Source organism: Blastococcus sp. CT_GayMR19, assembly GCF_004570385.1.
GTDB lineage: Bacteria > Actinomycetota > Actinomycetes > Mycobacteriales > Geodermatophilaceae > Blastococcus_B.
In genome coordinates this window covers 69,771-94,354 of the sequence record NZ_SPQL01000006.1, presented here as the reverse complement: position 1 = coordinate 94,354, position 24,584 = coordinate 69,771, and the positions used below count along the sequence as shown (strand labels likewise).

The 24,584-nt window shown below is 71.6% G+C and carries 23 protein-coding genes and 1 tRNA gene; 10 read left to right on the top strand and 14 right to left on the bottom strand.

All coding sequences use genetic code 11. The features are described 5' to 3' along the window. Positions 1 to 58 precede the first annotated feature (58 nt). Entirely contained in the window at positions 59 to 838 is a 780-nt protein-coding gene (locus tag E4P39_RS10360) for an alpha/beta hydrolase family protein (RefSeq protein ID WP_135136447.1), read from the top strand. Positions 839 to 854: 16 nt separating this feature from the next. Here the strand turns inward: E4P39_RS10360 and coaE are convergent, their stop codons facing one another. Next, positions 855 to 1,451 carry a dephospho-CoA kinase gene (gene coaE / locus E4P39_RS10355; RefSeq protein ID WP_135136446.1) on the bottom strand — a complete coding sequence of 199 codons (597 nt, stop codon included), beginning with the start codon at positions 1,449 to 1,451 and terminating at the stop codon, positions 855 to 857. 179 nt (positions 1,452 to 1,630) lie between these two features. Here coaE and E4P39_RS10350 point away from each other — a divergent pair, with 179 nt between their 5' ends. Next, complete coding sequence (locus tag E4P39_RS10350) at positions 1,631 to 1,903, top strand: hypothetical protein (protein WP_135136445.1); 273 nt, start codon at positions 1,631 to 1,633, stop codon at positions 1,901 to 1,903. 123 nt (positions 1,904 to 2,026) lie between these two features. On the opposite strand, the gene rpsA is transcribed toward E4P39_RS10350, so the two are convergent. Beyond that, complete coding sequence (gene rpsA / locus E4P39_RS10345) at positions 2,027 to 3,505, bottom strand: 30S ribosomal protein S1 (RefSeq protein WP_135136444.1); 1,479 nt, start codon at positions 3,503 to 3,505, stop codon at positions 2,027 to 2,029. Positions 3,506 to 3,725: 220 nt separating this feature from the next. Between rpsA and E4P39_RS10340 the strand changes: the two genes are divergently transcribed. After that, entirely contained in the window at positions 3,726 to 4,580 is an 855-nt protein-coding gene (locus E4P39_RS10340) for a class I SAM-dependent methyltransferase (protein ID WP_135136443.1), read from the top strand. Here E4P39_RS10340 and E4P39_RS10335 read toward each other — a convergent pair whose 3' ends face one another. Then, positions 4,581 to 5,006, bottom strand: a complete 426-nt coding sequence (locus E4P39_RS10335; RefSeq protein WP_280790847.1) for a GNAT family N-acetyltransferase — start codon at positions 5,004 to 5,006, stop codon at positions 4,581 to 4,583. A 109-nt stretch (positions 5,007 to 5,115) separates the two neighbouring features. Next, positions 5,116 to 7,857: a DNA polymerase I gene (polA, locus tag E4P39_RS10330; RefSeq protein ID WP_135136442.1), complete on the bottom strand. Its 2,742-nt coding sequence runs from the start codon at positions 7,855 to 7,857 to the stop codon at positions 5,116 to 5,118. A gap of 107 nt (positions 7,858 to 7,964) precedes the next feature. On the opposite strand from polA, the gene E4P39_RS10325 reads away from it, so the two are divergent. Then, a complete protein-coding gene (locus tag E4P39_RS10325) occupies positions 7,965 to 8,369 on the top strand; it encodes a PaaI family thioesterase (RefSeq protein WP_135136441.1) in 405 nt (134 codons plus the stop codon). 6 nt (positions 8,370 to 8,375) lie between these two features. Here E4P39_RS10325 and E4P39_RS10320 read toward each other — a convergent pair whose 3' ends face one another. After that, on the bottom strand, positions 8,376 to 8,996 hold the full coding sequence (locus tag E4P39_RS10320; protein ID WP_167761747.1) for a GNAT family N-acetyltransferase: 621 nt from the start codon (positions 8,994 to 8,996) through the stop codon (positions 8,376 to 8,378). A 253-nt stretch (positions 8,997 to 9,249) separates the two neighbouring features. On the opposite strand from E4P39_RS10320, the gene E4P39_RS10315 reads away from it, so the two are divergent. From E4P39_RS10315 to E4P39_RS10305, 3 genes are read left to right on the top strand one after another with little or no spacing between them, the layout of a single operon-like run. Beyond that, positions 9,250 to 10,146 (top strand): ABC transporter substrate-binding protein, encoded by an 897-nt coding sequence (locus E4P39_RS10315; protein ID WP_209306468.1) that lies wholly within the window; start codon positions 9,250 to 9,252, stop codon positions 10,144 to 10,146. A 2-nt stretch (positions 10,147 to 10,148) separates the two neighbouring features. Further along, the gene (locus E4P39_RS10310; protein ID WP_245159755.1) at positions 10,149 to 11,057 is read left to right on the top strand and encodes an amino acid ABC transporter permease; all 909 of its coding nucleotides are present in this window, start codon (positions 10,149 to 10,151) and stop codon (positions 11,055 to 11,057) included. A gap of 29 nt (positions 11,058 to 11,086) precedes the next feature. After that, a complete protein-coding gene (locus tag E4P39_RS10305; RefSeq protein WP_135136583.1) occupies positions 11,087 to 11,839 on the top strand; it encodes an amino acid ABC transporter ATP-binding protein in 753 nt (250 codons plus the stop codon). Between the two features lie 88 nt (positions 11,840 to 11,927). Here E4P39_RS10305 and E4P39_RS10300 read toward each other — a convergent pair whose 3' ends face one another. From E4P39_RS10300 to E4P39_RS10275, 6 genes are all read right to left on the bottom strand, one after another. Next, positions 11,928 to 12,644, bottom strand: coding sequence for an ABC transporter ATP-binding protein (locus E4P39_RS10300; protein ID WP_209306467.1), 717 nt, complete (start codon positions 12,642 to 12,644; stop codon positions 11,928 to 11,930). After that, a complete protein-coding gene (locus tag E4P39_RS10295; protein ID WP_135136437.1) occupies positions 12,644 to 13,468 on the bottom strand; it encodes an ABC transporter ATP-binding protein in 825 nt (274 codons plus the stop codon). The genes E4P39_RS10300 and E4P39_RS10295 overlap by 1 nt, the downstream gene beginning before the upstream one ends. Beyond that, positions 13,461 to 14,645 carry a branched-chain amino acid ABC transporter permease gene (locus E4P39_RS10290; protein ID WP_135136436.1) on the bottom strand — a complete coding sequence of 395 codons (1,185 nt, stop codon included), beginning with the start codon at positions 14,643 to 14,645 and terminating at the stop codon, positions 13,461 to 13,463. The genes E4P39_RS10295 and E4P39_RS10290 overlap by 8 nt, the downstream gene beginning before the upstream one ends. Further along, positions 14,642 to 15,631 (bottom strand): branched-chain amino acid ABC transporter permease, encoded by a 990-nt coding sequence (locus E4P39_RS10285; protein WP_135136435.1) that lies wholly within the window; start codon positions 15,629 to 15,631, stop codon positions 14,642 to 14,644. Before E4P39_RS10285 ends, E4P39_RS10290 begins: the two co-directional genes overlap by 4 nt. 91 nt (positions 15,632 to 15,722) lie before the next feature. Further along, positions 15,723 to 16,883, bottom strand: coding sequence for a branched-chain amino acid ABC transporter substrate-binding protein (locus E4P39_RS10280; RefSeq protein ID WP_135136434.1), 1,161 nt, complete (start codon positions 16,881 to 16,883; stop codon positions 15,723 to 15,725). Positions 16,884 to 17,074: 191 nt separating this feature from the next. Beyond that, the gene (locus E4P39_RS10275; RefSeq protein ID WP_135136433.1) at positions 17,075 to 17,674 is read right to left on the bottom strand and encodes a response regulator; all 600 of its coding nucleotides are present in this window, start codon (positions 17,672 to 17,674) and stop codon (positions 17,075 to 17,077) included. Between the two features lie 74 nt (positions 17,675 to 17,748). Between E4P39_RS10275 and E4P39_RS10270 the strand changes: the two genes are divergently transcribed. The 3 genes from E4P39_RS10270 to E4P39_RS10260 all read left to right on the top strand — a co-directional run bounded on the left by E4P39_RS10270 (position 17,749) and on the right by E4P39_RS10260 (position 20,497). Further along, positions 17,749 to 17,822, top strand: a tRNA-Leu gene (locus tag E4P39_RS10270). 126 nt (positions 17,823 to 17,948) lie between these two features. Further along, positions 17,949 to 19,538: an aminotransferase class V-fold PLP-dependent enzyme gene (locus E4P39_RS10265; protein WP_245159754.1), complete on the top strand. Its 1,590-nt coding sequence runs from the start codon at positions 17,949 to 17,951 to the stop codon at positions 19,536 to 19,538. Positions 19,539 to 19,585: 47 nt separating this feature from the next. Continuing rightward, positions 19,586 to 20,497 carry a DMT family transporter gene (locus E4P39_RS10260; protein ID WP_245159753.1) on the top strand — a complete coding sequence of 304 codons (912 nt, stop codon included), beginning with the start codon at positions 19,586 to 19,588 and terminating at the stop codon, positions 20,495 to 20,497. A gap of 11 nt (positions 20,498 to 20,508) precedes the next feature. Here E4P39_RS10260 and E4P39_RS10255 read toward each other — a convergent pair whose 3' ends face one another. The 3 genes from E4P39_RS10255 to E4P39_RS10245 form a co-directional block, all read right to left on the bottom strand. After that, positions 20,509 to 21,387 (bottom strand): acyl-CoA thioesterase II, encoded by an 879-nt coding sequence (locus E4P39_RS10255; RefSeq protein WP_135136432.1) that lies wholly within the window; start codon positions 21,385 to 21,387, stop codon positions 20,509 to 20,511. Continuing rightward, positions 21,384 to 22,814, bottom strand: coding sequence for a pyruvate kinase (gene pyk, locus E4P39_RS10250; protein ID WP_135136431.1), 1,431 nt, complete (start codon positions 22,812 to 22,814; stop codon positions 21,384 to 21,386). Before pyk ends, E4P39_RS10255 begins: the two co-directional genes overlap by 4 nt. Before the next feature lie 254 nt (positions 22,815 to 23,068). Next, entirely contained in the window at positions 23,069 to 24,556 is a 1,488-nt protein-coding gene (locus E4P39_RS10245) for a glutamate synthase subunit beta (RefSeq protein ID WP_135136430.1), read from the bottom strand. Positions 24,557 to 24,584 lie beyond the last annotated feature (28 nt).

Below are 24,584 nucleotides of genomic sequence, written 5' to 3'. Positions count from 1 at the left end.
TCGCCGTCGCCCCGGATTCCACGTGCGTCGGCTCCCCCGCCCCGGGCAGGATCAGCGGATGGTCCACCTGCGCTGCGACTTCTTCTCCGAGGCGTTGAGCCTGAGCACGTCGATGACAGTCCTGCTGCCGCAGCGGACCACGACGCAGATCGGCATGGAGGGCGCCACGTCGGACGGCCCGCCACCCGTCCTGTACCTCCTGCACGGCCTCAGCGACGACGACACGATCTGGCTGCGCCGTACGTCCATCGAGCGATACGCCGCCCCGCTCGGACTCGCGGTGGTCATGCCGCAGGTGCACCGCAGCTTCTACACCGACCAGGCCTACGGCGGCCGCTACTGGTCCTTCCTCAGCGAGGAGCTCCCCGAGCTGGTCGGCTCGCTGTTCCGGGTCTCGGACCGCCGGGAGGACACGTTCGTGGCCGGCCTGTCGATGGGCGGGTACGGCGCGCTCAAGTGGGCACTGCGGCAGCCCGAGCGGTTCGCGGCCGCCGCGAGCCTGTCGGGTGCCGTCGACGTCGCGGGCCTGCGCACCGGACGGGAGCGCCCCGAGGACCCGCGGATGTTCGAGCGCATCTTCGGGAACCGGGGACCGACCGCGGAGGACGACCTCCGCCGGCTGCTCGAGGGGGCTGACGTCGACGACCTGCCGGCGCTCTACATCTGCTGCGGCACCGAGGACATGCTGATCGAGGACAACGTCGCCTTCCGGGACGAGCTCGTCGCCGCCGGAGCGAAGGTGGCGGCCGACTTCGGGCCGGGCGACCACGACTGGGCCTACTGGGACGACCGCATCCAGGACGTCCTCGCCTGGCTGCCGCTGGACACCCGCGCCTGAACCCGCAGGAGGGGGCTCAGCCGACGGCCGGCTCGACCCGCTCGGCCCAGAAGCGGTCCACCTGGGCCGCCAGCTCCGCCTCGGTGCCGCTGTTGTCCACCACGACGTCGGCCACCGCACGGCGCTGCTCGTCGTCGGCCTGGGCCGCGATGCGCGCCCGGGCGTCCGCTTCGCCGAGTCCGCGCCGGACCAGGCGCTGGACGCGGGTCTCCAGGTCGGCCTGGACCACGAGCACGAGGTCGTAGGAGCCCGTCTGACCGGACTCGACCAGCAACGGGACGTCGTGCACCACGACGGCGTCCTCGGGCGTCGCCGCGGCCAGCTCCGCGGACCGTGCCCGCACCAGCGGGTGGACGATGCCGTCGAGCCGCTTGCGGGCAGCCGGGTCGGCGAAGACGACCGCGGCCAGGCCAGGGCGGTCCAGGGACCCGTCGGCCGTCAGCACCTGCTCTCCGAACGCCTCGACCACCGCGGCCAGGCCGGGTGTTCCGGGCTCGACCACCTCGCGCGCGATCCGGTCGGCGTCGATCACGACGGCCCCCCGCTCGGCCAGGAGCGCCGACACGGTGCTCTTGCCCGATCCGATCCCGCCGGTCAGCCCGATGCGCAGCACGTACGGACAGTAGCCATCGGGGCCGACGGCGCCTGCGTCGAGCGGGCGGTCCAGCCGAACGTGGTCACAGAGCGGTAACGCACGCCCGACGCGCCCGGCGCGTCGCACCAGTCACACCAGTCACACGACCTAACGTCCGACGCGGCGATCTTCCCCCGCCGAGAGAGGCAGACCCGATCATGTCCCGTTCCACTCCTGCTGGCTCCCCGTCGACCAGCGCAGCCCGCCGCGGTGCCGGCCGGCACCGCCTCGGCTCGCCCACCGGGGTGCGCGTCGCCGACCTGCCGGCCGTGCGCGAGCGGATGCAGTTCCAGCGCCCGGCGCCCGCCCACCGCAGCTCGTTCCTCCAGTGGCTGTTCCAGGTCCCGCCGACCGGCCGGCACACGTGGAGCTTCCTCGCCGGCGCCGGTGGCCGCCCCCGCACGGCGTTCGCGATCATCCTCAGCCTCTGAGCGACGCAGAAGGGGCCCCGGACGTCGTCCGGGGCCCCTCTCGCGTGCCCTCGACACAGGCATGAAACACAGAGGCCCGGAACCAGAACGGTTCCGGGCCTCTGTGGTTCAGATCGTGTGCGCTTACTCTCCGCCGGCCAGCTTGGCCCGCAGGGCGGCGAGCGCCTCGTCACTGGCGAGCGTGCCACCGGCGCTGACGCCGGCGGACTCGCCACCGGCGGCGTCGGCGTCGTCGCTGGAGTAGTTCGTCCCAGCGGCGGCCTCGGCGTCGGCCTCCTTGGCGGCCGCGATCTGCTTGCGGTGCGCCTCGAAGCGGGCCTGGGCGTCGGCGTAGGCCTTCTCCCACTCCTCGCGCTGGGCGTCGAAGCCCTCGCGCCATTCGCCGGTGTCGGAGTCGAAGCCCTCCGGGTAGAGGTAGTTGCCCTCGGCGTCGTACGAGGCGGCCATGCCGTAGGCGGCCGGGTCGAACTGCTCCTCGTCGCCGACGACGCCCTCGTTGGCCTGCTTGAGCGACAGCGAGATCCGACGGCGGTCGAGGTCGATGTCGATGACCTTGACCAGGATCTCGTCGCCGACCTGCACGACCTGCTCGGGGATCTCCACGTGGCGCTCGGCCAGCTCGGAGATGTGCACCAGGCCCTCGATGCCCTCGTCGACGCGCACGAACGCGCCGAAGGGGACGAGCTTGGTGACCTTGCCCGGGACGACCTGACCGATCTGGTGGGTCCGGGCGAACTGACGCCACGGGTCCTCCTGCGTCGCCTTCAGCGACAGCGAGACCCGCTCACGGTCCAGGTCGACGTCGAGAACCTCGACGGTGACCTCCTGGCCGACCTCGACCACCTCGGACGGGTGGTCGATGTGCTTCCAGGACAGCTCGGAGACGTGCACCAGACCGTCGACGCCGCCGAGGTCCACGAACGCACCGAAGTTGACGATCGAGGAGACGACCCCCGTGCGGACCTGGCCCTTGGCGAGCTTGTTGAGGAACTCGCTGCGGACCTCGGACTGGGTCTGCTCCAGCCACTGACGACGGGAGAGGACGACGTTGTTGCGGTTCTTGTCGAGCTCGATGATCTTCGCCTCGAGCTCGCGGCCCACGTAGGGCTGCAGGTCGCGGACGCGGCGCATCTCGACCAGCGAGGCGGGGAGGAACCCGCGCAGGCCGATGTCGAGGATGAGGCCGCCCTTGACGACCTCGATGACGGTGCCGACGACGACCTCGTCGGCCTCCTTCTTGGCCTCGATCGTGCCCCAGGCGCGCTCGTACTGTGCGCGCTTCTTGGAGAGGATCAGCCGCCCTTCCTTGTCCTCCTTCTGGAGAACCAGGGCTTCCACCTCGTCGCCGACCTTGACGACCTCGTGCGGGTCGACGTCGTGCTTGATGGAGAGTTCGCGCGAGGGGATGACGCCCTCGGTCTTGTAGCCGATGTCCAGCAGCACCTCGTCCCGGTCGACCTTGACGATGACGCCTTCGACGATGTCGCCGTCGTTGAAGTACTTGATCGTCTGGTCGATCGCGGCGAGAAAGTCCTCGGCCGAGCCGATGTCGTTGATCGCGATCTGGGGGGTGCTGGAAGGACGGACCTGGGTGGAGGTCATGTGGTTGGTAGCTCCGGACGGGGGATGTGTAGGGACAGGACCACCCGCGGCCGGACGACCGCGGGGATGAACAGCGGGGAGAGCCGGCGCGTGCGTTCCCCTGTGGGGAGGAACGCGACAGACCTCTGGCGCACTCCCCATGGTACGGACGATCGGATCGCAGGGTCCACCTGGGTCGGCGGGGCCTCGGGGGCGGTCGGCGTGTCACGATCGGCGTGTCATGAGCGCCCTCCCACCCTCCGGTTCCGGTCTCCCGCTCGGCAGCGACGGCTATCCGGCGGCGGGGGGCGTGGCCCGCCGCCCGGCCGGGGACGCCGAGTCGATGCGGGCCAATCGCCGCTGGTGGGACGCGGCGGCTCCCGCCTACCTGGCCGAGCACGGCGACGACCTCGGCGACGCGGACTTCCTCTGGTGCCCTGAGGGGCTTCGCGAGGCCGACGCCGGGCTGCTCGGGGATGTCCGCGGCCGGCGGGTCCTCGAGCTCGGGTGCGGGTCGGCGCCCTGCGCGCGCTGGCTGCGGCGAGAGGGCGCCGACGTCGTGGCCCTGGACCTGTCGGCCGGGATGCTGGCCCGCGGAGCGGAGCTGAACCGGGCGACCGGGATCGACGTCCCGCTGGTGCAGGCCGACGTCGGCGCCCTCCCGATCGGCGACGGTGCGGTGGACATCGCCTGCTCGGCGTTCGGCGGGCTGCCGTTCGTCGCCGACGTCGAGGGCGCGCTGCGGGAGGTGGCGAGGGTGCTGCGGCCCGGCGGCCGGTTCGTGGCCAGCGTCAACCACCCGATGCGCTGGCCGTTCCCCGACTCCCCCGATCCCGAGGACCTGCAGATCGCCTCCTCCTACTTCGACCGGACCCCGTACGTGGAGACGGACGACGAGGGGGGAACGGTCTACGTGGAGCACCACCGGACCGTCGGTGACTGGGTGCGCGCCGTGGTCGGCGCGGGCCTGGTGCTCGAGGACCTCGTCGAACCCGAGTGGACGCCGGGCCGGACGGAGAACTGGGGCCAGTGGTCCCCCGCCCGCGGCGCGCTCGTCCCCGGCACGCTGATCCTGGTCTGCGCGAAACGGGACTAGCTACCAGAGGTCGCCGTCACGCCAGCCGCAGATCAACTCGACCGCCGGGTCGAGGTCGACGGTCACCGGCAGGACGAACAGGGAGCCGTCCTCCTCTGGGGTGGCCACCGCACCCGTCGGTGTCAGCGCGGCGCTGCGTCCCTGCCACAAGGTCCAGCCGCGGGAGAGGTACAGCGCCGCGCCGGCATCGGACGCGCTGAGCACCCCGAGGTCGTAGCCACCACGGATGATCTGCTCGAGCTCCGCCATGACCGCCGAGGCCAGCCCCCGCCGCCGGTAGGGTCCGGCCACCGCAACGGCCTCGACGTACCCGGCCCGCAGTGCCCGCCCACGGTGCAGCATGCGGCGCTGCACCACCGAGCCGTGCGCGACCAGCCTCTCCGCGTCGAACGCCAGGCGTGCATGCCTCCGAGGCCGTGGTCCCAGTCGGCGTCGGAGAACTCGCCGTCGAATGCCTCGTCGAGGAGCCGTCGGGCGGCGGCCAGGGTCGACCGGTCGAGCTGCCCGGTGTGGGCGAGGATGACGGTCGGCACGGTCAGTGCGCTGCGGCGTCCCAGCTGGGGCCGAATCCGACCGACACCTCGAGCGCCACCGACAGCTCCGCGGCGCCGGCCATCTCGCGGCGGACCAGCGCCTCCAACGCCTCCCGCTCGCCGTCGGCCACCTCGAGCACGAGTTCGTCGTGCACCTGCAGGACCATCCGTGAGCGCAGCCCTTCCGCGGCGATCGCCTTCTCCACGTTGAGCATGGCGACCTTGATGACGTCGGCGGCCGAGCCCTGGATCGGCGCGTTCAGCGCCATCCGCTCGGCCATCTCCCGCCGCTGCCGGTTGTCGCTGGTCAGATCCGGCAGGTAGCGGCGGCGGCCGAGGGTGGTCTCGGTGTAGCCGGTCTGCCGTGCGTCGTCGACGACGCCGTCCAGGTAGTCGCGGATGCCGCCGAAGCGCTCGAAGTAGGCGTGCATCTGGCCGCGCGCCTCCTCGGGCGTGATCCGCAGCTGTTGCGCCAGCCCGTAGGCGGAGAGTCCGTAGGCGAGGCCGTAGCTCATCGCCTTGATCCGGCGGCGCATCTCGGGGTCGACGTCCTCGATCGGGATGTCGAACGCACGGGAGGCGACGAACGAGTGCAGGTCCTCCCCCGACGTGAACGCCTCGATCAGTCCGGCGTCCTCCGACAGGTGGGCCATGATCCGCATCTCGATCTGGCTGTAGTCCGCCGTCATCAGCGACTCGAAGCCCTGGCCGACGACGAACGCCTGCCGGATCCGGCGCCCTTCGGCGGTGCGGATCGGGATGTTCTGCAGGTTCGGATCGGTCGAGGAGAGCCGGCCGGTGGCCGCGATGGTCTGCTGGAACGTGGTGTGGATGCGGCCGACGTCGTCCACCATCGGCAGCAGGCCGTCGATGACCGTGCGCAGCCGCGTGACGTCGCGGTGGCGCAGGAGGTGCTCCATGAACGGGTGCCCGGTCTGCTCGAACAACCACGTCAACGCGTCGGCGTCCGTCGTGTAGCCGGTCTTGTTCTTCTTCGTCTTGGGCAGGCCCAGCTCGTCGAAGATCACGGTCTGCAGCTGCTTGGGCGAACCGAGATTCACCTCCCGGCCGATCACCGCGTAGCACTCGGCCGCGGCAGCGGCGACGCCGTCGGCGAACTCGCGCTGCAGCTCGCGGAGGTAGTCGACGTCGGCGGCGATGCCGCGCGCCTCCATGGCGGCCAGCACGCGGGTGAGCGGCAGCTCCAGCTCCGTGAGCAGCCGGCCGGCGCTGCGCTCCTCGAGCATCGGCTCGAGGGCGGCCGCGAGGTCCTTGACCGCGGCGGACTTCAGCAGGTCGACCGCGGCGGCCTCCGCGGCCAGGTCGTCCTCCGAGGGGCCCAGACCGTCGAGGGTGAGCTGGGCCTCCTCGGCGGCGGCGTCCTTGAGCTCGCGACGCAGGTAGCGGACGGCCAGGTCGGCGAGGTCGAAGGACCGCTGGCCGGGCATGGCCAGGTAGGCAGCCAGGGCGGTGTCGCTGGTCTCGCCGGCCAGCTCCCAGCCCCGCGCCCAGATGGCCAGCAGTGGGCCCTTGACCTCGTGCACGGCCTTCGCCACGGCGGGGTCGGCGAGCCACGCCGCCAGCGCCTGCTCGTCGGCGACGTCCAGAGCCGGGCCGAGGTCGACGAACGTGGCGTGCCCGTCGGCGGCCGCGAGCGCGATGCCGTCGAGGGACCCGGTGCCGCGGCCCCACGAGCCGCGGAAGATCAGGCCGGTGCGGCCGGTCGCCGTGTGCTCCCGGAGCCACGTGCCGAGCTCGCCCTTCGGCGGTGCATCGATGGCGACGGCGAAGCCGCCCTCGACCTCGGGCTCGGCGCTGGTGAGCGTGGCGAACAGCCGGTCGCGGAGCACCCGGAACTGCAGGTTGTCGAAGAGGGTGTGGACCTCGTTGCGGTCCCACGGCTGGACGGCGAGCTCGGCGGGGCCGATCGGCAGCGGGACGGAGCGGTCGAGCTCGGTCAGCCGCCGGTTCTGCATCACCGAGGAGAGGTGCTCGCGGAGCTTCTCCCCGACCTTGCCCTTCACGGTGTCGACCTGGTCGACGAGCGCGTCGAGCGAGCCGTACTCACGGATCCATTTGGCCGCGGTCTTCTCCCCCACGCTCGGGATGCTCGGGAGGTTGTCGCTCGGGTCGCCGCGCAGCGCCGCGAAGTCGGGGTACTGCGCCGGGCTGAGCCCGTACTTGGTCTCCACCTCCCCGGGCGTGAAGCGGGTCATGTCCGACACCCCCTTCCGGGGGTAGAGCACGGTGACGTGCTCGTTCACCAGCTGGAGCGCGTCCCGGTCGCCGGTGGCGATGAGCACGTCCATGCCCTGTTCCACCGCCTGCACGGTGAGCGTCGCGATGACGTCGTCCGCCTCGTAGTTCTCGGCCGTGATGACCGGGACGTGCAGTGCCGCGAGCACCTCCTGGACGAGGCTGACCTGGCCGCGGAAGTCCGTCGGGCTCTCCGACCGGTTGGCCTTGTACTCGGCGAAGATCTCGCTGCGGAAGGTCTTCCGGCCGACGTCGAAGGCGACGGCGAGGTGCGTCGGCTGCTCGTCGCGCAGGATGTTGATCAGCATCGACGTGAAGCCGTAGACGGCGTTGGTCGGCTGCCCCGTGGTCGTGGAGAAGTTCTCGACCGGGAGGGCGAAGAACGCCCGGTAGGCCAGCGAGTGACCGTCGAGCAGCAGGAGCCGCGGGCGCGGCCCCGAGCTGGTGGGGGCGGTCGAGGGGGCGGGAGCGGAGACCGGAGCGGACATCGCAGCCGATCCTAGGTGCGGGGACCGACGGACCGGATCTGCCCGGGTCGAGGGCCGGTCGGGTCGCGCCGGATCGGTCGGGTCAGCGCACTGGCTACCGTGCCGGGGTGAGCACCCTTCCCCCGTCCTGGGCCCCGGCGGGCGCGAGCAGTCCGCTCGACGACAAGCTGGGCATCGAGATCATCGACTTCACTCCGGACCGGCTGGTGGCGACGATGCCGGTCGAGGGGAACCAGCAGCCCTTCGGGCGGGTGCACGGCGGCGCCACCTGCGCGCTCATGGAGACGATCGGCTCGTGGGCCGCTGCCCTCGGAGCCGGCCCCGAGCGCAAGGCGGTCGGCGTCGAGCTGAACGCCAGCTACATCCGGCCGGCGACCTCGGGCGTCGTCACGGCGGTCTGCACTCCGGTGCGACGCGGCCGCACCCTGGCCACGTTCCTCATCGACGTCCGCGACGACCAGGGCCGGCCGACCGCCAGCGGCCGGCTGACCTGCATGATCCTGCCGGCCTGAGGGGGCTCACCCCTCGGCGGCGACCCCGACACCGCGCAGCGTGCGCGGGGCGGGACGACGGCGCGAGCTGAGTGCCCGTCGCGGCGCCGGGACCGGCAGGCCGCTGCGCTGCCACGCCGCGAGGGACCGGGTGAGCGAGTCCAGGCCCACGATCCGGCGCGTCGTCAACGGGGCGAAGCCCATCCGGGCGAAGAACCGCTGCCGTTCCGCCTCGTGGCCGGCCACCGCCGCCACCACGTGCGCCGCGCCGGTCTCCTCGGCATAGCGGGCTGCGGCCGCGAGCAGCACCGCGCCCGCCCCCCGGCGCCGGTGCTCGCGGTGGACGACGAAGGTGTCGACGGTGACCTGCGGATTGCCGAGCACCAGCGAGAGCGGGTCGAGGCCCAGGACGGCGAGTCCGACCGGAACCTCGCCGCCGGCGCCCCCCGCCGCCGGGTTCGGGCCGGGCAGCACGGCGAGCACGACGCGGTGCTCCGGGTCCTCGAGCAGCCGGCGGAAGCCCGAGGCCGCCGCGTTGAGGCGGGTGTGCCCGGCGAGGACGTCCTCGGCGTGCGCGTCGGCCCGGTGCTGGCGCACGAGCGCGAGCACCGCCGGCAGATCGGCGACCCGCGCCGTGCGCGTGTGCACCCGAGACCGCGACGAACCGGTTCCTGGCACGAGGAGCCCTCCCCTGGACGGTGTGTGGAGAGTGCACCGCTGACCAGCCGCGATCACGGCGACGCGCCGGAAGAGCACGGACCGTGATCACATCGGGGACCGCCGGCCGGTTCCCGCCCCCGGCATGGTGACGGTCGTGCAACACGATCGAGCAGCCAGCTACCTGCAGGCAGCAGCGGGGGGTTACTTTCCCAGGAACGAACCCCCTCGAAGGAGCTGCACCGTGTCGACCCGATCTCTGCGCGTCTGGGGCCTGCTGGCCGCTGGAGCCCTCAGCGTCACCAGCCTCGCCGCGTGCGCTGACAACACCGCGTCCGAAGGATCGGGTGCGCCCAGCGCGGCGGTGACACAGGACGAGGAACTCGCCGGGCTGGTGCCCGACGGGATCGCCGAACGCGGCACTCTCACCGTCGGTACGGACCCCACCTACGCGCCCAACGAGTTCCAGGACGACGCGAACAAGATCGTCGGGTTCGACATCGACCTGTTCGACGCCGTCGCCGGCAAGCTCGGCCTGACCGCGGAGTACCAGGCGTCGACGTTCGACAACATCATCCCGAGCGTGCAGAGCGGCAGCTACGACGTCGGGGTGTCCTCCTTCACCGACAACGCCGAGCGCGAGGAGGTGGTGGACATGATCACCTACTTCGAGGCCGGGACGCAGTGGGCCCAGGCCGCCGGCGGGGACGTCGACCCGGAGAGCCCCTGCGGCCTCACCGTCGCGGTCCAGACCGGGACCGTGCAGCTGGAGGAGCTCACCGCCCGGTCCGAGGAGTGCACCGCAGCGGGCGAGGAGGCGATCGACATCCTCCAGTTCGACGACCAGGGTCAGGCCACCAACTCCGTCACGCTCGGCCAGGCCCAGGCCGTGCTGGCCGACTCCCCGGTCATGGCCTACGCCGTCCAGCAGAGCAACGGTGCCCTGGAGCTGACCGGCGAGGTCTACGACGCGGCCCCCTACGGCTACGTGGTGGGCAAGGAGAGCGGGCTGAGCGAGGCCCTGCAGGCCGCAGTGCAGTCGCTGATCGAGGACGGCACCTACGCCGAGATCCTGGAGACCTGGGGGTTGTCCGACGGGGCGGTGTCCGAATCGGAGATCAACGGCGCCTCCGGGACCTGACGGTGACTGATCCGAGCACCCCCATCAAGGCGGTTCCACTTCGCCGGCCGGGCCGCTGGATCAGCGCTGCAGTCCTGGTCACCCTGCTGTTCCTCTTCGCGTGGGGAGCGGCGACGAACGACGCCTACGACTGGCCCACCTACGGCAAGTACCTGTTCGACCAGCGGATCTCCGCGGCCGCACTGGTGACGCTGGAGCTCACGGTCATCGCGATGGTGATCGCCGTCGTGCTGGGGGTCCTGCTCGCGGTCATGCGCCTGTCGGACAACCCCGTGCTGCGCGGGCTGTCCTGGCTCTACCTGTGGTTCTTCCGCGGCACCCCGGTGTACGTGCAGCTGGTGTTCTGGGGCCTGATCACCTCGATCTACCAGCAGGTGCGGATCGGGATCCCGTGGGGGCCGAGCTTCGTCACCTTCGACGTCCGCGAGGTCGGCTCCGCCTTCATGTTCGCGTTCATCGGCCTCGGCCTCAACGAGGCCGCCTACATGGCCGAGATCGTCCGGGCGGGCATCCGGTCGGTCGACGAGGGGCAGACCGAGGCTGCCTCGGCCCTGGGGATGACGTGGCTGCAGACGATGCGGCGGATCGTGCTGCCCCAGGCCATGCGGGTGATCATCCCGCCGACCGGCAACGAGGTCATCAGCATGCTCAAGACCACCTCGCTGGTGGTCGCCATCCCGCTCACGACGGAGCTGTACTCACGGGCCCGTGCCATCGCCACGCCGATCTTCCGGGTCATCCCCTTGTTGCTCGTGGCCGCGACCTGGTACCTGGTGATGACGTCGGTGCTGATGGTCGCCCAGTACTACCTGGAGCGGCACTTCTCCCGCGGGTCGTCGCGCACCATGTCCAGCCGGCAGCTGGCCGCTCTGGCCAAGGCCCAGGAGCAGCCTCCGGGAGGCGGATCGTGACCGAGCCCGAGCAGTCGCGGCCCACCCCGATGGTGTCGGCGCAGGGGGTGCACAAGAGCTTCGGCGCCCTGGAGGTGCTCAAGGGCATCACGCTGGACGTCGCACCCGGTGAGGTGATGTGCCTCGTCGGCCCCTCCGGTTCCGGGAAGTCGACGTTCCTGCGGTGCATCAACCACCTGGAGACGGTGAACGCCGGCCGGCTGTACGTGGACGGCGTGCTGGTCGGCTACCACGAGCGCCGCGGCAAGCTGCACGAGATGCACCCCCGGGACGCCGCCCGGCAGCGGCGCACCATCGGCATGGTGTTCCAGCGGTTCAACCTCTTCCCGCACATGACTGCGCTGGAGAACATCGCCGAGGCCCCGGTGGTGGTCCAGGGGCGGCGCAAGGCCGAGGCAGCGACTCAGGCCCGGGACCTGCTGGCCCGCGTCGGACTGGCCGACAAGGCGCAGGCCTACCCGGCGCAGCTGTCCGGCGGTCAGCAGCAGCGGGTGGCGATCGCCCGGGCGCTGGCGATGCAGCCGCGGCTGATGCTCTTCGACGAGCCCACGTCCGCCCTCGACCCGGAGCTGGTCGGCGAGGTGCTGGACGTGATGCGGCAGCTGGCCGACGAGGGCATGACGATGATCGTGGTCACGCACGAGATGGGCTTCGCGCGGGAGGTGGGCGACCAGCTCGTCTTCATGGACGCCGGCGTCGTCGTCGAGGCCGGCCCACCGAGAGCGGTCCTGGCCGATCCGCAGCACGAACGGACGAGGGCCTTCCTGTCGAAGGTCCTCTGAGTGCGACGGGCCGGCCGACCTCAGGAGTGGGAAGGCGGGTGTCCGGACCGGACCGCTGACCGCCCCGATCCGTAGCGACGACGCCCGCTCAGACGTCGCCCCCGAGGTAGGCCGCGCGCACGCTGTCGTCCGCGGCCAGCTCCCGGCCCGAGCCCTCACGCACGACCTCACCCGTCTCGAGGATGTAGGCGCGGTCGGCGATGCGCAGCGCCTGCGCGGCGTTCTGCTCGACCAGCAGGATCGTCGTCCCCTGCTCACGGATGTCGGTGATGATCGCGAAGATCTGCTGGATGAGCTTGGGCGCGAGCCCCATCGAGGGCTCGTCGAGCAACAGCAGCTTCGGTCGCGACATGAGCGCCCGGCCGATGGCCAACATCTGCTGCTCACCGCCGGACATGGTCCCGGCCGCCTGATCGCGACGCTCCTGGAGACGCGGGAACAACGTGAAGACCCGCTCCAGGTCGGCCGTCCGGGTCTTCGCCCGGTCCGGGCGCGCGTACGCGCCCATGTCGAGATTCTCCACCACCGACATGCCCGGGAAGATGCGCCGCCCCTCCGGGGACTGGCTGATGCCCAGCGGTACCCGGGCGTGCGAGGGCATCGTGGTGATGTCCTTGCCCGCGAAGGCGACCGTGCCGGCGCGCACCTTCCGCAGGCCGGACAACGTCTTCATCGTCGTGGTCTTGCCGGCACCGTTCGCCCCGATGAGCGTGACGACCGACCCCTCCTCGACCGAGAAGCTGATGTCGCGGATGGCCTCGATGCGGCCGTAGTTGACGCAGAGCCCTTCGACCTCGAGCAACATCAGGCGGTCTCCTCCGTGTCGGCCTCGGTGCCCAGGTAGGCAGCGATGACCGCCGGGTCGTCGCGGACGTCCGCGGGTACGCCCTCGGCGATCTTGCGGCCGAACTCCAGCACGGTGACGCGGTCGCTCACACCCATGACCAGGCCCATGTCGTGCTCGATGAGCAGCACCGTCAGGCCGCTGTCGCGCACCCGGCGGATGAGGTTCATCAGCTGCGCCTTCTCCGCCGGGTTGAAACCGGCGGCCGGCTCGTCGAGGCAGAGCAGCTTGGGCTTCGTCGCCATCGCGCGGGCGATCTCGAGGCGGCGCTGCTCGCCGTAGGACAGGTTTCGCGCGAGCTCGTCGGAGCGCCGCTCCAGCCCCATGAAGCGCATCACCTCACGGGCCGTCTGCTCTCCCTCCCGCTCCTCCCTGCGGTGGCGCGGGGTGCGGAGGAGCGCATCGATGACGTTCGTGCGGTGGTGCGCGTCGGCGCCCACCAGCACGTTCTCCAGAGCCGTCATGTTGGGGAACAGCCGGATGTTCTGGAAGGTCCGGGCGATGCCGAGCCGGGTGATGGCGAACCGTTTGCGGTTGCCGAGCGGTTCACCGGCGAAGCGGACCAGCCCGGAGGTGGGGTGGTACACGCCGGTCATGACGTTGAAGCAGGTGGTCTTCCCGGCCCCGTTCGGCCCGATCAGCCCGAGGATCTCCCCCTCGCGCACCTCGAAGCTCACGTCGTCCAGGGCCTTCAGCCCACCGAACTGAAGACTGACGTTCTCCAGCGACAGCAGCGCGGACGACGTCGACGTTCCCGGCCCGCCGTCCGTCGGGGTCTCAGGCACGGGCGGTCCCCTCCTCCAGTGCGTCGAGTTCCTCTTCCACCGCTTGCACGCGCCGAGTTCGGCGCGGCGGGAGCAGACCCTGTGGCCGGAAGTTCGCCAACAGCAGCAGCGCGAGCCCGAAGACGAGCAGGCGCCATTCCTCGAAACCGCGGAACCGCTCGGGCAGGTACGCCACGACGGCGGCGCCCAGGATCACGCCCCACCGGTTGCCGGCACCACCGACGACGACCGCGGCGAGGAAGAGGATCGACAGCAGCAGGGGGAAGGAAATGGGATTGATGAAGCCCTGCCGGGAGGCGAACAGCGCGCCGGAGAGACCACCGATGAACGCGCCGGTCGCGAACGCCAGCAGCTTGAACCGGAACGTCGGGACGCCCATCAGCTCGGCGGCGTCCTCGTCCTCCCGGGTCGCCTCCCACGCGCGGCCGATGCGCGACAGCCGCAGCATCCGGTCCGCCCCGAGCACGAGGAAGATCAGGGTCAGCGCCAGCCAGTAGTACGGCGCCTGATCCGCGACGCCGAAGACCAGGAACTTCGTCGTGTTGTCCAGGTCGACGAAGGCCGTGAACCCGTCCCAGGACAGGTTGGGTATCTCGAAGAGCTCGAGACTGGGCGGCCGTGGGATCTTGGTGATCCCTCGCGCCTCACCCAGCCAGGCAGAGTTGAGCGCCGTCAGCCGGATGATCTCACCGAACCCGAGGGTGACGATCGCGAGGTAGTCGCCCCGCACCCGGAGCGTCGGCGCGCCCAGCAGGACGCCCGAGATCGTGGTGATGATCACCGCGAGGGGGATCAGCATCCACCAGGACAGCTGGGCCTGGAACGAGCCGAGGACGGCGACGGTGTAGGCGCCGACGGCGTAGAAGCCGACGTAGCCGAGGTCGAGCAGGCCGGCGTACCCGAGGACGACGTTGAGCCCCAGTGCGACCAGGACGTAGCTGGCCACGGTGAACAGGACGGCGCCGAAGTCGGTGTCCGGGGTGCTGAGGATCGGCAGATCCAGCAGCGGGAGCGCGTACAGCAGGAGCACCAGCAGTGCCATGAGCAGCACCTTGACCGGCGTGGGAAGCGCACCCAGACGGCGCCCGAGAGCCCCTCGGTCCCAGCCGCGCCTCTTCTGCGCAGCCGCCGGCTTGCGGGCGGCGGTCGCTCCGGCGGGAGTGGTCTTGTCGGTCATGCGCGGGCCCTCCCCAGGCTCTCGCCCAGCAGGCCGGTCGGGCGGAACAGCAGGATGACGACGAGCAGCAGGAAGGCGACGACGTCGCGCCATTGCGATCCCACGAGCGCCGAGCCGTAGTTCTCCGCCAGACCGAGCACGAAGCCGCCGAGCAGAGCGCCGCGGACGTTGCCGATGCCGCCCAGGACAGCGGCGGTGAACGCCTTGACGCCGAGCAGGAAGCCGGCGTCCCACCGGGTGACGCCGAAGCGCATCAGGTAGAGCAGCGCCGCCGCCCCCGCCATGACGCCGCCGACGAGGAACGTGGCCCGGATGACGCGGTCGCGGTTCACGCCCATGAGCGCCGCGGCCTCCGAGTCCTGCGCGACCGCCCGGATGCCGCGCCCCGTCCGGGTGCGCCGGATGAACTGGTCGAGTCCCACCATCATGAGGATGGCGCCGACGATGATGATCACGTCCACGTTGGAGACGGTGTAGCGCCCGATGGAGAACAGACCCTGGGTCTCCAGCGGATTCAGGAACCGGGTGTTGTCGCGCGCCGAGCGCACGAAGGGGTCCAGCGCGTCCCGGAGGCCGAAGAAGTCCACCACCCGGTCGCGGAGACCCATCAGCTCGGCGAGGAAGAAGCTGGCCCCGATCGCGCTGATCAGCGCGACCAGTTTCGGCGCCTCCAGCCGGAGAAGCCGGCGGTAGGCGACCCGCTCGAGGAGCAGCGCGATCCCACCGCTCACCGTCATCGCGGCGAGCAGCGCCAGCAGGAGCACCCCGATGGCGGTCAGCACCGGCCCACCCGGCGCGACGCCGAGGGCGACCGTGACCCATACGGCAGCGAAGCTGCCGTACATCCACACCTCGGAGTGCGCGAAGTTGATCAGCTGGAGCACGCCGTAGACCAGCGTGTAGCCGAGCGCGACGAGGCCGTAGACGGCGCCGAGCACCAGACCGGTCACGGTCAGCTCGACGATGTTGTTCAGGAGGAAGGACACAGGGCCTCCGGGCCGGAGAGAGGTGCGGCCGGGTCGCCCGTGACAAGGCGACCCGGCCGCACCCTAAGGGTCAGCGTCGATGAGGAACCGACTAGCCGACCTCGACCTCCTGATCGGCCACGATCTCGCCGCCTTCGACCTTGTAGGCCCAGACCGAGATGTCGGCCACCTCGCCGGTCTCGTCGAACTTGATCGGCTTGGTGATGCCGTCACCCTCGTACTCGTTCACCCACGTGAGCAGGGACTCGCGGTCGGTGTTCCCCTCGAGGATGCCCTCCAGGAAGACGTTGGCGGCGTCGTACGCCTCCGCCGAGTACGTCGCCGGAGCGGTGCCGAACGCATCCTCGAACGCGGTGAAGAACTCCTGCTGCTCCTCCGGCGGCAGGCACGGGCACGTGATGATCGTGCCTTCCGCGGCGTCGCCGGCGGCCTCGATGAAGCCCGGGTCCTTCACGCCGTCGGCCACCACGAAGGTGGCCTGGACGCCGGCGCCGCGCATCTGCTGGACCAGCAGTCCGGCCTCCGCGTAGTAGCCGCCGAAGAAGACGGCCTCGGCGCCGGAGTCGCGGATCGCGGTGATGGTCGCCGAGAAGTCGGTCTGCCCGGTCTGGATGGTGTCGGTGCCGACGACGACGTCCCCGAGGTCCTGGGCGACGATCTCGGCCAGGCCCGCGCCGTACTCGGACGCGTCGTCCACCACGAACACGCTCGCGCTCTGCAGCACCTCGCTGATGTAGGAGGATGCCGCGGGGCCCTGGCTGGCGTCATTGCCCAGGATGCGGTGGAAGGTGTCCCAGTCGTTCTCCGCCAGGGCCGGGTTGGTCGCCGACGCGGTGATCGTGGGCAGGCCACCCTCGGCGAAGATCGGGCCGGCGGAGTTGGACTCCCCCGAGAAGGCGGGGCCGACGACGCCGAGAACGGTGTCGTCGCCGATGGCCTGGGTGGCCAGGCCGGTGGCCTGGTTCGGGTCGCCGGCCGAGTCGTACTCCTCCAGGGTGACCTGGCAGTCCGCGTTCGCCTCGTTGTGCTGGTCGACCGCCAGCTGGACCCCGTTGCGGATGTTGATCCCGAGGTTGGCCGCGGCGCCCGTCAGGGCGCCGAAGAAGCCGATGGCGACGTCTTCGCAGGTGCCCGCCTCGGCGGCGGCGCCGCCGCCGGAGCCCTCGTCCTCGCCGCCGGTCGTGCCGCCGCAGGCGGTGAGCGCCAGCGCGGCCGCCAGCAGGGGTGCCCCCGTCTTCACCAAGAAACGCACGTGTCCTCCTGTACCGGGTCGGCGCTCCGCTCGTCGGCGCGCCAGACATCGCGCCGCCCCGACAGGGCGGCGCGGCAACACTAAGGGCAAGCGACGAAGCTTGGCGGACCGCTTGTGATTCGTGACCGTCTCGTGATCGCCCGCCTCCGTCGGGCTCCGTCGGACGGGTGACGGTCCCGCCACCTCGCCCCTCAGGCGGAGGACGACTCCGGCGCCGGATCCGGCGCGATGATGGACTGCGCCACTGCCTTCATCGAGGTGCGCTGGTCCATCGCGGTCCGCTGGATCCTGCGGAAGGCCTCGGCCTCGGTGAGCCCCTGGTCCGTCATGAGCAGGCCCTTGGCCTTCTCGATGACCTTGCGGGCCTCGAGGCGCTCCTCCAGGGTGCGCACCTCGCCGTCCAGCGCAGACATCTCGGCGAATCGCCCGCGGGCCACCTCGATGGCCGGTACCAGGTCGTTCTTCGAGAAGGGCTTCACCAGATAGGCCATGGCTCCGGCGTCCCGCGCCCGCTCCACGAGCTCGCGCTGGCTGAACGCCGTGAGGACGATGACGGGGGCGATCCGCGCCGAGGCGATCTGCTCCGCGGCCGACAGCCCGTCGAGCACCGGCATCTGGATGTCCAGGATGACCAGATCGGGGGTCAGCTCCTTGGCCAGGTCGACGGCCTGCTGCCCGTCCCCCACCTCGGCGACGACGGCGTAGCCCTCCTCCTCGAGCATCTCCTTGAGGTCGAGGCGGATGAGCGCCTCGTCCTCCGCGATGAGGACCCGGATCGTCTCGCTGCTCACGGGGCGGAGCCTAGCGACGTCGGGCCGCTGCCACCTCCCCGCTAGGCTTCCCGGGCAGCCGGGCTCCCCGGCGCGCCCCCGTACCCCAATCGGCAGAGGGAGCGGATTCAAAACCCGCGCAGTGTGCGTTCGAGTCGCACCGGGGGCACTGGATTTCTCGCGGTCCGGAGGACCGCACCGCGGCCAGGTGCCGTTCCCCTCTTGCGTGGAGCCCTTTCCAGCGCTCGTCCCGGGACCCTCCGGGCCCCACTCGTCGCGCCGATACGGTGACGGGGTGACCGAGCCTGCGCCGCACATGACGCCCGAGCAGTTCCGGCAGCACGGCCACGCGGTCGTCGACTGGATCGCCGACTACTGGTCCCGGGTCGGCAGCTTCCCGGTGCGGTCACAGATCTCCCCCGGCGAGGTCCGCGCCGCGCTGCCGCCGGCTGCCCCGGAGAACGGTGAACCCTTCTCGGCGGTGCTGGCAGACCTCGACCGCGTCGTCCTACCGGGCGTCACCCACTGGCAGCACCCCGGGTTCTTCGGCTACTTCCCGGCGAACACGTCCGGGCCTTCGGTGCTCGGCGACCTGGTGAGCGCCGGGCTCGGCGTCCAGGGCATGTCCTGGGTGACCAGCCCCGCCGCCACCGAGCTCGAGCAGCACGTCCTCGACTGGCTCGCCGGCCTGCTCGGCCTCCCGGAGTCCTTCCGCTCGACCGGAACCGGCGGCGGGGTGGTCCAGGACTCGAGCTCGGGCGCCAACCTGGTCGCCCTCCTGGCGGCGCTGCACCGCTCCAGCCGCGGCGCGACCCTGCGGCACGGCGTCGAGCCCGAGCGGGCCACGGTCTACGTGTCGGCCGAGACCCACTCCTCCATGGAGAAGGCCGTCCGCATCGCCGGCCTCGGCAGCGACGCCGTCCGGATCGTGGAGGTCGACGGTGACCTCGCCATGCAGCCGGGTGCGCTGACCGCGCGACTCCAGCGGGACATCGACCGCGGCTACACCCCCGTGCTCGTCTGCGCGACGGTCGGGACGACGTCGACGACCGCGGTCGACCCGCTCGCCGAGATCGGGCCGATCTGCCAGAGGTACGGCGTCTGGCTGCACGTCGACGCGGCCTACGCCGGCGTGAGCGCGATCGTCCCCGAGTTGCGCCCGCTGCAGGCCGGCGTGGAGTGGGCGGACAGCTACACCACCGATGCGCACAAGTGGCTGCTCACCGGCTTCGACGCCACCCTATTCTGGGTCGCCGACCGCGCGGCTCTCACCGGTGCGCTGTCCATCCTCCCGGAGTACCTGCGCAACGCCGCCACCGACGCGGGCGCCGTCGTGGATTTCCGCGACTGGCAGATCCCGCTGGGCCGCCGGTTCCGCGCCCTCAAGCTGTGGTTCGTGCTGCGCTGGTACGGCGCGGAGGGTCTCCGCGCCCACATCCGCTCGCACGTCGCGCTGGCGCAGGAGCTGGCCGGCTGGGCGAGCTCCGACGAGCGGTTCGACGTGGTCGCCCCCCATCCCCTGTCGCTGGTCTGCCTTCGCCCCCGCTGGGCCGACGACGTGGACGACGACGTGGCCACCATGACCCTGCTGGAGCGCCTCAACGACGGGGGCGAGGTCTTCCTCACGCACACCACGGTCGGCGGCCGGGCCGTCCTGCGGGTGGCCGTGGGATCGCCGGCGACCACGAGAGAGCACGTCGAGCGCGTCTGGACGCTGCTGCGCGAGGGGCACGACTGGCTGGCCGCCGACTTCGCCGCCGCAGCGGCCGAGCGGCAGGCGGAGCGGGCCCGCGCCGCGGCGGAGCAGGAGGCCCAGCGCGGCCGCGTCGAGGAGACCACCGCCGAACCGGACCGCAGCACCGCCCCGGACCCCAGCCTGGCCTGAGCGGAGGCACGGGTGCTGGACCGGCGCGAGATCCGGCCGGTCGGCCGGTGACCGTCCCCGCCCCCTCCCTGGGGCAGCGGCTCGGCCTGCCCGTGCTGTTCGTGGTGCTGTGGAGCACCGGGTTCGTCGGCGCCAAGTACGGGCTCCCCTACGCGGAGCCGTTCACCTTCCTGGGCCTCCGGCTGGTCGTCGCCGCGGCGCTGCTGGCCGCGCTGGCGCTGGCGATGCGCTCCGCCCTGCCCGCATCCCGGGCCGAGCACCGGCACGCGGCCGTCGCCGGGATCCTGCTGCACGCCGGGTACCTCGGCGGTGTCTTCTACGGGATCTCACTCGGCATCCCGGCGGGTGTGTCCGCAGTCATCGTCAGCCTCCAGCCGGTGCTCACCGCACTGCTCGCCACGCGGCTGCTGCACGAGCGCCCGAGCCGCCGGCAGTGGTTGGGTCTCGTGCTCGGCGTCGTGGGGGTCGCACTGGTGGTCGGACCCGGGATCGCGGCCTCCCCCGCGTCGGAGGCCCCGCTCCCGGTTGCGGGTCTGGTCTCGTGCCTCGTCGCCCTCGCCTCCGGCACGGCCGGCACGCTGTACCAGAAGCGGCACGGGGACGACGTGCCACTGGTGTGGGGCACGTCCGTCCAGTACGCCGCGGCCGCCGCCCTGCTGCTGGTCATCGCGGTCGGCACCGAACGGATGTCGATCCGGTGGACCGGGGACTTCGTGCTGGCCTTCGCCTGGCTGGTGCTGGTCCTGTCCCTCGGTGCCGTGCTGTTGCTCCTGCTGCTCCTCCGCCGGGGGACGGCGGCGGGCGTGTCCAGCCTCTTCTACCTGGTGCCACCCGCCGTCGCCGTGGAGGCCTACCTGCTGTTCGGTGAGGAGCTGACCGCGCTGTCCCTGATCGGGATCGGGATCACGGCGGCCGGCGTCGCGCTGGTCGTCCTGCCGCCACGACGGGGCGGCGGCTGAGCCGGCAGCGCTCAGTCCTTGTGCGACCGGAGGAGCCCCTCCTGCGCCACGGTGGCCACGTGCGTGCCGTCGGCGGCCCAGATCTGGCCGAAGCAGAGCGCCCGGCCCGCTGACGCCGCCGGGCTGTCCGTCGCGTACAGGAGCCAGTCGTCGGCGCGGACCGGCTGGTGGAACCACAGGGCGTGGTCGAGGCTCGCGCCCAGGAAGTCGCCCCAGCCCCCGCCGAGCCGCGCGAAGCCGGCCGACAGGAGCGTCAGGTCGCTGACGAACGTCAGGGCCGCCGCGTGCACCCCCGGGTCGCTGCCGAGCTGTCCGGCGACGCGGAACCACGTGTACGTCGTGGTCGCGGGTGGGGACTTCGGTGGCGCCGCGAACGGGTCCTCCATGAACCGCTGGTCCACGACCAGACCCATCGCCTCCATCCAGGAGGCACGCTCGCCGTGCCGGGCCACGATCTCCGCCGTTCCGGGGAGGGTCTCCGGGCGGGGGACGTCGGGCATCGGCAGGCAGTGCTCCGCGACGGCCTGCTCACCGGCGTGGTAGTCGGCCGTCAGCGCGAAGATCGCGACGTCCTCACCCTTGCGCCGCTGCCAGGCGACGACCCGGCGGGTGGTGAAGGACCGGCCGTCGCGGATGCGGTCGACGGCGTAACGGATCTCCTCCTGCGGATCGCCCGGTCGCAGGAAGTAGGAGTGCAGCGAGTGCACCCCGCGCTCGACGGGAACGGTCCGGCCGGACGCCGCGAGGGCCTGCCCGGCGACCTGGCCACCGAAGATCCGCTGGCGCTCCGTGCTGGGCGTCTGCCCGACGTAGAGGTCGGTCTCGCGCTCCTCCAGGTCGAGGACGGCGAGGAGGGCCGCAGCCTGGCTGTTCCCGGACCCACCCGTCACGAGTCGGTGCCGACCTCGTGCACGCGGATGAGGTTCGTCGAGCCGACGGTGTTGGGCGGGCTCCCGGCGACGACGACGACCCGGTCGCCCTCCTTGAGCCGGCCGATCGAGAGCAGCGAGAAGTCGACCTGCGCCACCATGTCGTCGGTGTGGTGGACCGACGGCACCAGGAACGTCTCCACGCCCCACGACAGCGCGAGCTGGCTGCGGACCCGGGCGTCGATCGTGAACGCGAGGAGCGGCTGCCCGGGGTGCAGCGCCGCCAGCTGGCGGGCGGTCTTGCCGGTCTGGGTGAAGGTGGCCAGCGCCTTGACCTCGAGGTCCTCGGCCACGTCCTTCGCCGCGCGGACGATCGCCGCCGACCGGGTCCGCAGGCGGCTGTCGGTGCGCCGGCGCGGGGGCACCGGGACCCGCCAGGTGTCTGTCTCGACGGCCTGGATGATCCGCTCCATGGTGCGGACGACGCCGACCGGATGGGCGCCCACCGAGGTCTCCCCCGACAGCATCACGGCGTCCGCCCCGTCGAGCACGGCGTTGGCCACGTCGGAGGCCTCGGCCCGGGTGGGTCGCGAGTTGGTGATCATCGACTCGAGCATCTGGGTCGCGACGATCACCGGCTTGCTGCGCTCGCGGGCGGCCTGGACGGCCCGCTTCTGCACGAGCGGCACCTGCTCCAGGGGCAGCTCCACCCCGAGGTCGCCGCGGGCGACCATGATGCCGTCGAAGGCGTCGACGATCGCCTCGAGGTTCTCCACCGCCTCCGGCTTCTCCAGCTTGGCGATGACCGGGACCTCGATGTCCTCCTGCCGCATGATGTCGCGGACCAGCTCCACGTCCGCGGGCGAGCGGACGAAGGACAGCGCGATGAAGTCGACCGACAGGTGCAGGGCGAACCGGAGGTCCTCCTCGTCCTTCTCCGACAGCGCGGGCACGCTCACGGCCACGCCGGGCAGGGACAGGCCCTTGTTGTTCGAGACCTCGCCGCCCTCCACCACGAGGCAGAACACGTCCGGCCCCTTCACCGACACCACGGTGAGCGCGATCTTCCCGTCGTCGACGAGGAGCCGGTCCCCGAGACGGACGTCGTTGTGGAGGTCCTTGTACGTGGTCGACACCCGGTCGGCGGTGCCCACCACGTCCTCGACCGTGATGCAGACCTGGTTGCCGGTCGCCCACATCACCGGTCCGTCGGCGAACGTGCCCAGCCGGATCTTGGGGCCCTGCAGGTCGGCGAGGATCGCTACGGCGTGGCCGGTCGCGTCGGAAGCCTCGCGGACCCGCCGGTACGCGGTGGCGTGGTCCGCGTGGGCGCCGTGGCTGAAGTTCAGCCGGGCGACGTCCATCCCGGCTTCCACGAGGGCGGTGATCTGCTCCGAGGAGCTGGTCGCGGGTCCGAGGGTGCAGACGATCTTCGCGCGGCGAGACATGACGAGAACGCTAGTGGGGTGGGCTCGGTCTCACCGGACGGCCCCACGTGCCGACAGCGCTGGTCGCGCCGAGTGGGGCCCGCAGGGTCCCGCGCAGGCGCGACGGACTCGCTCAGCGCAGCCGGGTCCCGCCGAGTGGGGCCCGAAGGGTGCCGCGCAGGCACGACGCAGCGGCTCACCGCAGCCGGGACGGCAATGGGCCGCGGTGCGATCCGGAGGATCGCAGTGTCATTGCGATCCGGAGGATCGCAGTGTCATCGCAGCGCGACGGCCGTGGGCGTCACCGGGCGCGGCAGCATGGAGTTGCCGGTCAGCCAGACGTCGGCGGCGGCCGCGGCGGCGCGGCCCTCGGCGATGGCCCACACGATCAGCGACTGACCGCGACCGATGTCGCCGGCCACGAAGACCCCGGGCAGGGTGGCCATGAACTCCTTGTCGCGGACGACGTTGCCCCGGCCGTCGACCTCGACACCGAGCGCGTCCACGAGGCCCTCCCGCTGCGCCCCGGTGAAGCCCATGGCGAGGAAGACCAGATCGGCCGGGAGCTCCCGCTCGGTGCCCTCGACCTTCTGGAACCGGCCGTCGACCCGCTCCACGTCGTGCAGGAGCAGGGCCCGCACGTTGCCCGAGTCGTCGCCGAGGAACCGCTCGGTGTTGACCGAGTAGAGCCGCTCCCCGCCCTCTTCGTGGGCGCTCGAGACACGCATGATCATCGGATAGGTGGGCCAGGGGTTGGTCTCCGCCCGGCGGTCCGGCGGGGTCGGCATGATCTCCAGCTGGGTCACCGACGCGGCGCCCTGCCGGTGCGCGGTGCCGAGGCAGTCCGCCCCGGTGTCACCGCCACCGATGATCACCACGTGCTTGCCGTGCGCGTTGATCGGCGGGTCGTCGAGCTCACCGAGCGCCTGCAGGTTGCCGTAGGGCAGGTAGTCCATGGCCATGTGGATGCCGGCGAGGTCCCGGCCGGGGACCGGCAGGTCACGGCCGACGGTGGCCCCGCCCGCGAGGACGACGGCGTCGAACTCGGCTCGCAGCGCGTCGGTGGACAGGTCGCCGTCGTTGTCGCCACCGACGTCGACGCCCGTCACGAAGCGCGTGCCCTCGGCGCGCATCTGGTCCAGCCGCCGGTCGAGGACGGCCTTCTCCATCTTGAACTCGGGGATCCCGTAGCGGAGCAGCCCGCCGATGCGGTCGGCCCGCTCGTAGACCGTCACGTCGTGGCCGGCGCGGGTCAGCTGCTGTGCGGCCGCCAGCCCGGCGGGACCGGAGCCCACGACGGCGACCTTCTTGCCGGTGCGCTCGGCCGCGGTCTGGGGCTGCACCCATCCCTCGATGTAGGCGCGGTCGATGATCTCCCACTCGATCTGCTTGATCGTGACGGGCGACTCCTGGAGGTTCAGCACGCAGGAGCCCTCGCAGGGGGCGGGACACAGCTTCCCGGTGAACTCCGGGAAGTTGTTCGTCGAGTGCAGCCGCTCGATGGCCTCCTGCCAGTCGTCGCGACGGGCGAGGTCGTTCCACTCCGGGATCAGGTTGGCGACCGGGCAGGCGTGGTGGCAGAACGGGATGCCGCAGTCCATGCAGCGCGCCGCCTGCTTGCGGACGGCCGCGACGGGGAAGACCTCGTCCTCCCCGTTCTCGCGGGTGAGGTAGACGTCCTTCCAGTCCAGGATCCGGATGTCGACCGGACGGCGCGGCGGCAGCTCCCGGTCGTACTTCAGGAATCCGGTGGTGTCAGCCACGAGCTGCCTCCAGAGAGATGGTGCCGGA

What these genes read in the sequence shown, in the direction of transcription:
- E4P39_RS10360 (WP_135136447.1), top strand. Translation starts at nt 59, where the DNA reads ATGGTCCACCTGCGCTGCGACTTCTTCTCCGAGGCGTTGAGCCTGAGC.
- E4P39_RS10350 (WP_135136445.1), top strand. Translation starts at nt 1,631, where the DNA reads ATGTCCCGTTCCACTCCTGCTGGCTCCCCGTCGACCAGCGCAGCCCGC.
- rpsA (WP_135136444.1), bottom strand. Translation starts at nt 3,505, where the DNA reads ATGACCTCCACCCAGGTCCGTCCTTCCAGCACCCCCCAGATCGCGATC.
- E4P39_RS10340 (WP_135136443.1), top strand. Translation starts at nt 3,726, where the DNA reads ATGAGCGCCCTCCCACCCTCCGGTTCCGGTCTCCCGCTCGGCAGCGAC.
- polA (WP_135136442.1), bottom strand. Translation starts at nt 7,857, where the DNA reads ATGTCCGCTCCGGTCTCCGCTCCCGCCCCCTCGACCGCCCCCACCAGC.
- E4P39_RS10305 (WP_135136583.1), top strand. Translation starts at nt 11,087, where the DNA reads ATGGTGTCGGCGCAGGGGGTGCACAAGAGCTTCGGCGCCCTGGAGGTG.
- E4P39_RS10300 (WP_209306467.1), bottom strand. Translation starts at nt 12,644, where the DNA reads ATGTTGCTCGAGGTCGAAGGGCTCTGCGTCAACTACGGCCGCATCGAG.
- E4P39_RS10290 (WP_135136436.1), bottom strand. Translation starts at nt 14,645, where the DNA reads ATGACCGACAAGACCACTCCCGCCGGAGCGACCGCCGCCCGCAAGCCG.
- pyk (WP_135136431.1), bottom strand. Translation starts at nt 22,814, where the DNA reads ATGTCTCGCCGCGCGAAGATCGTCTGCACCCTCGGACCCGCGACCAGC.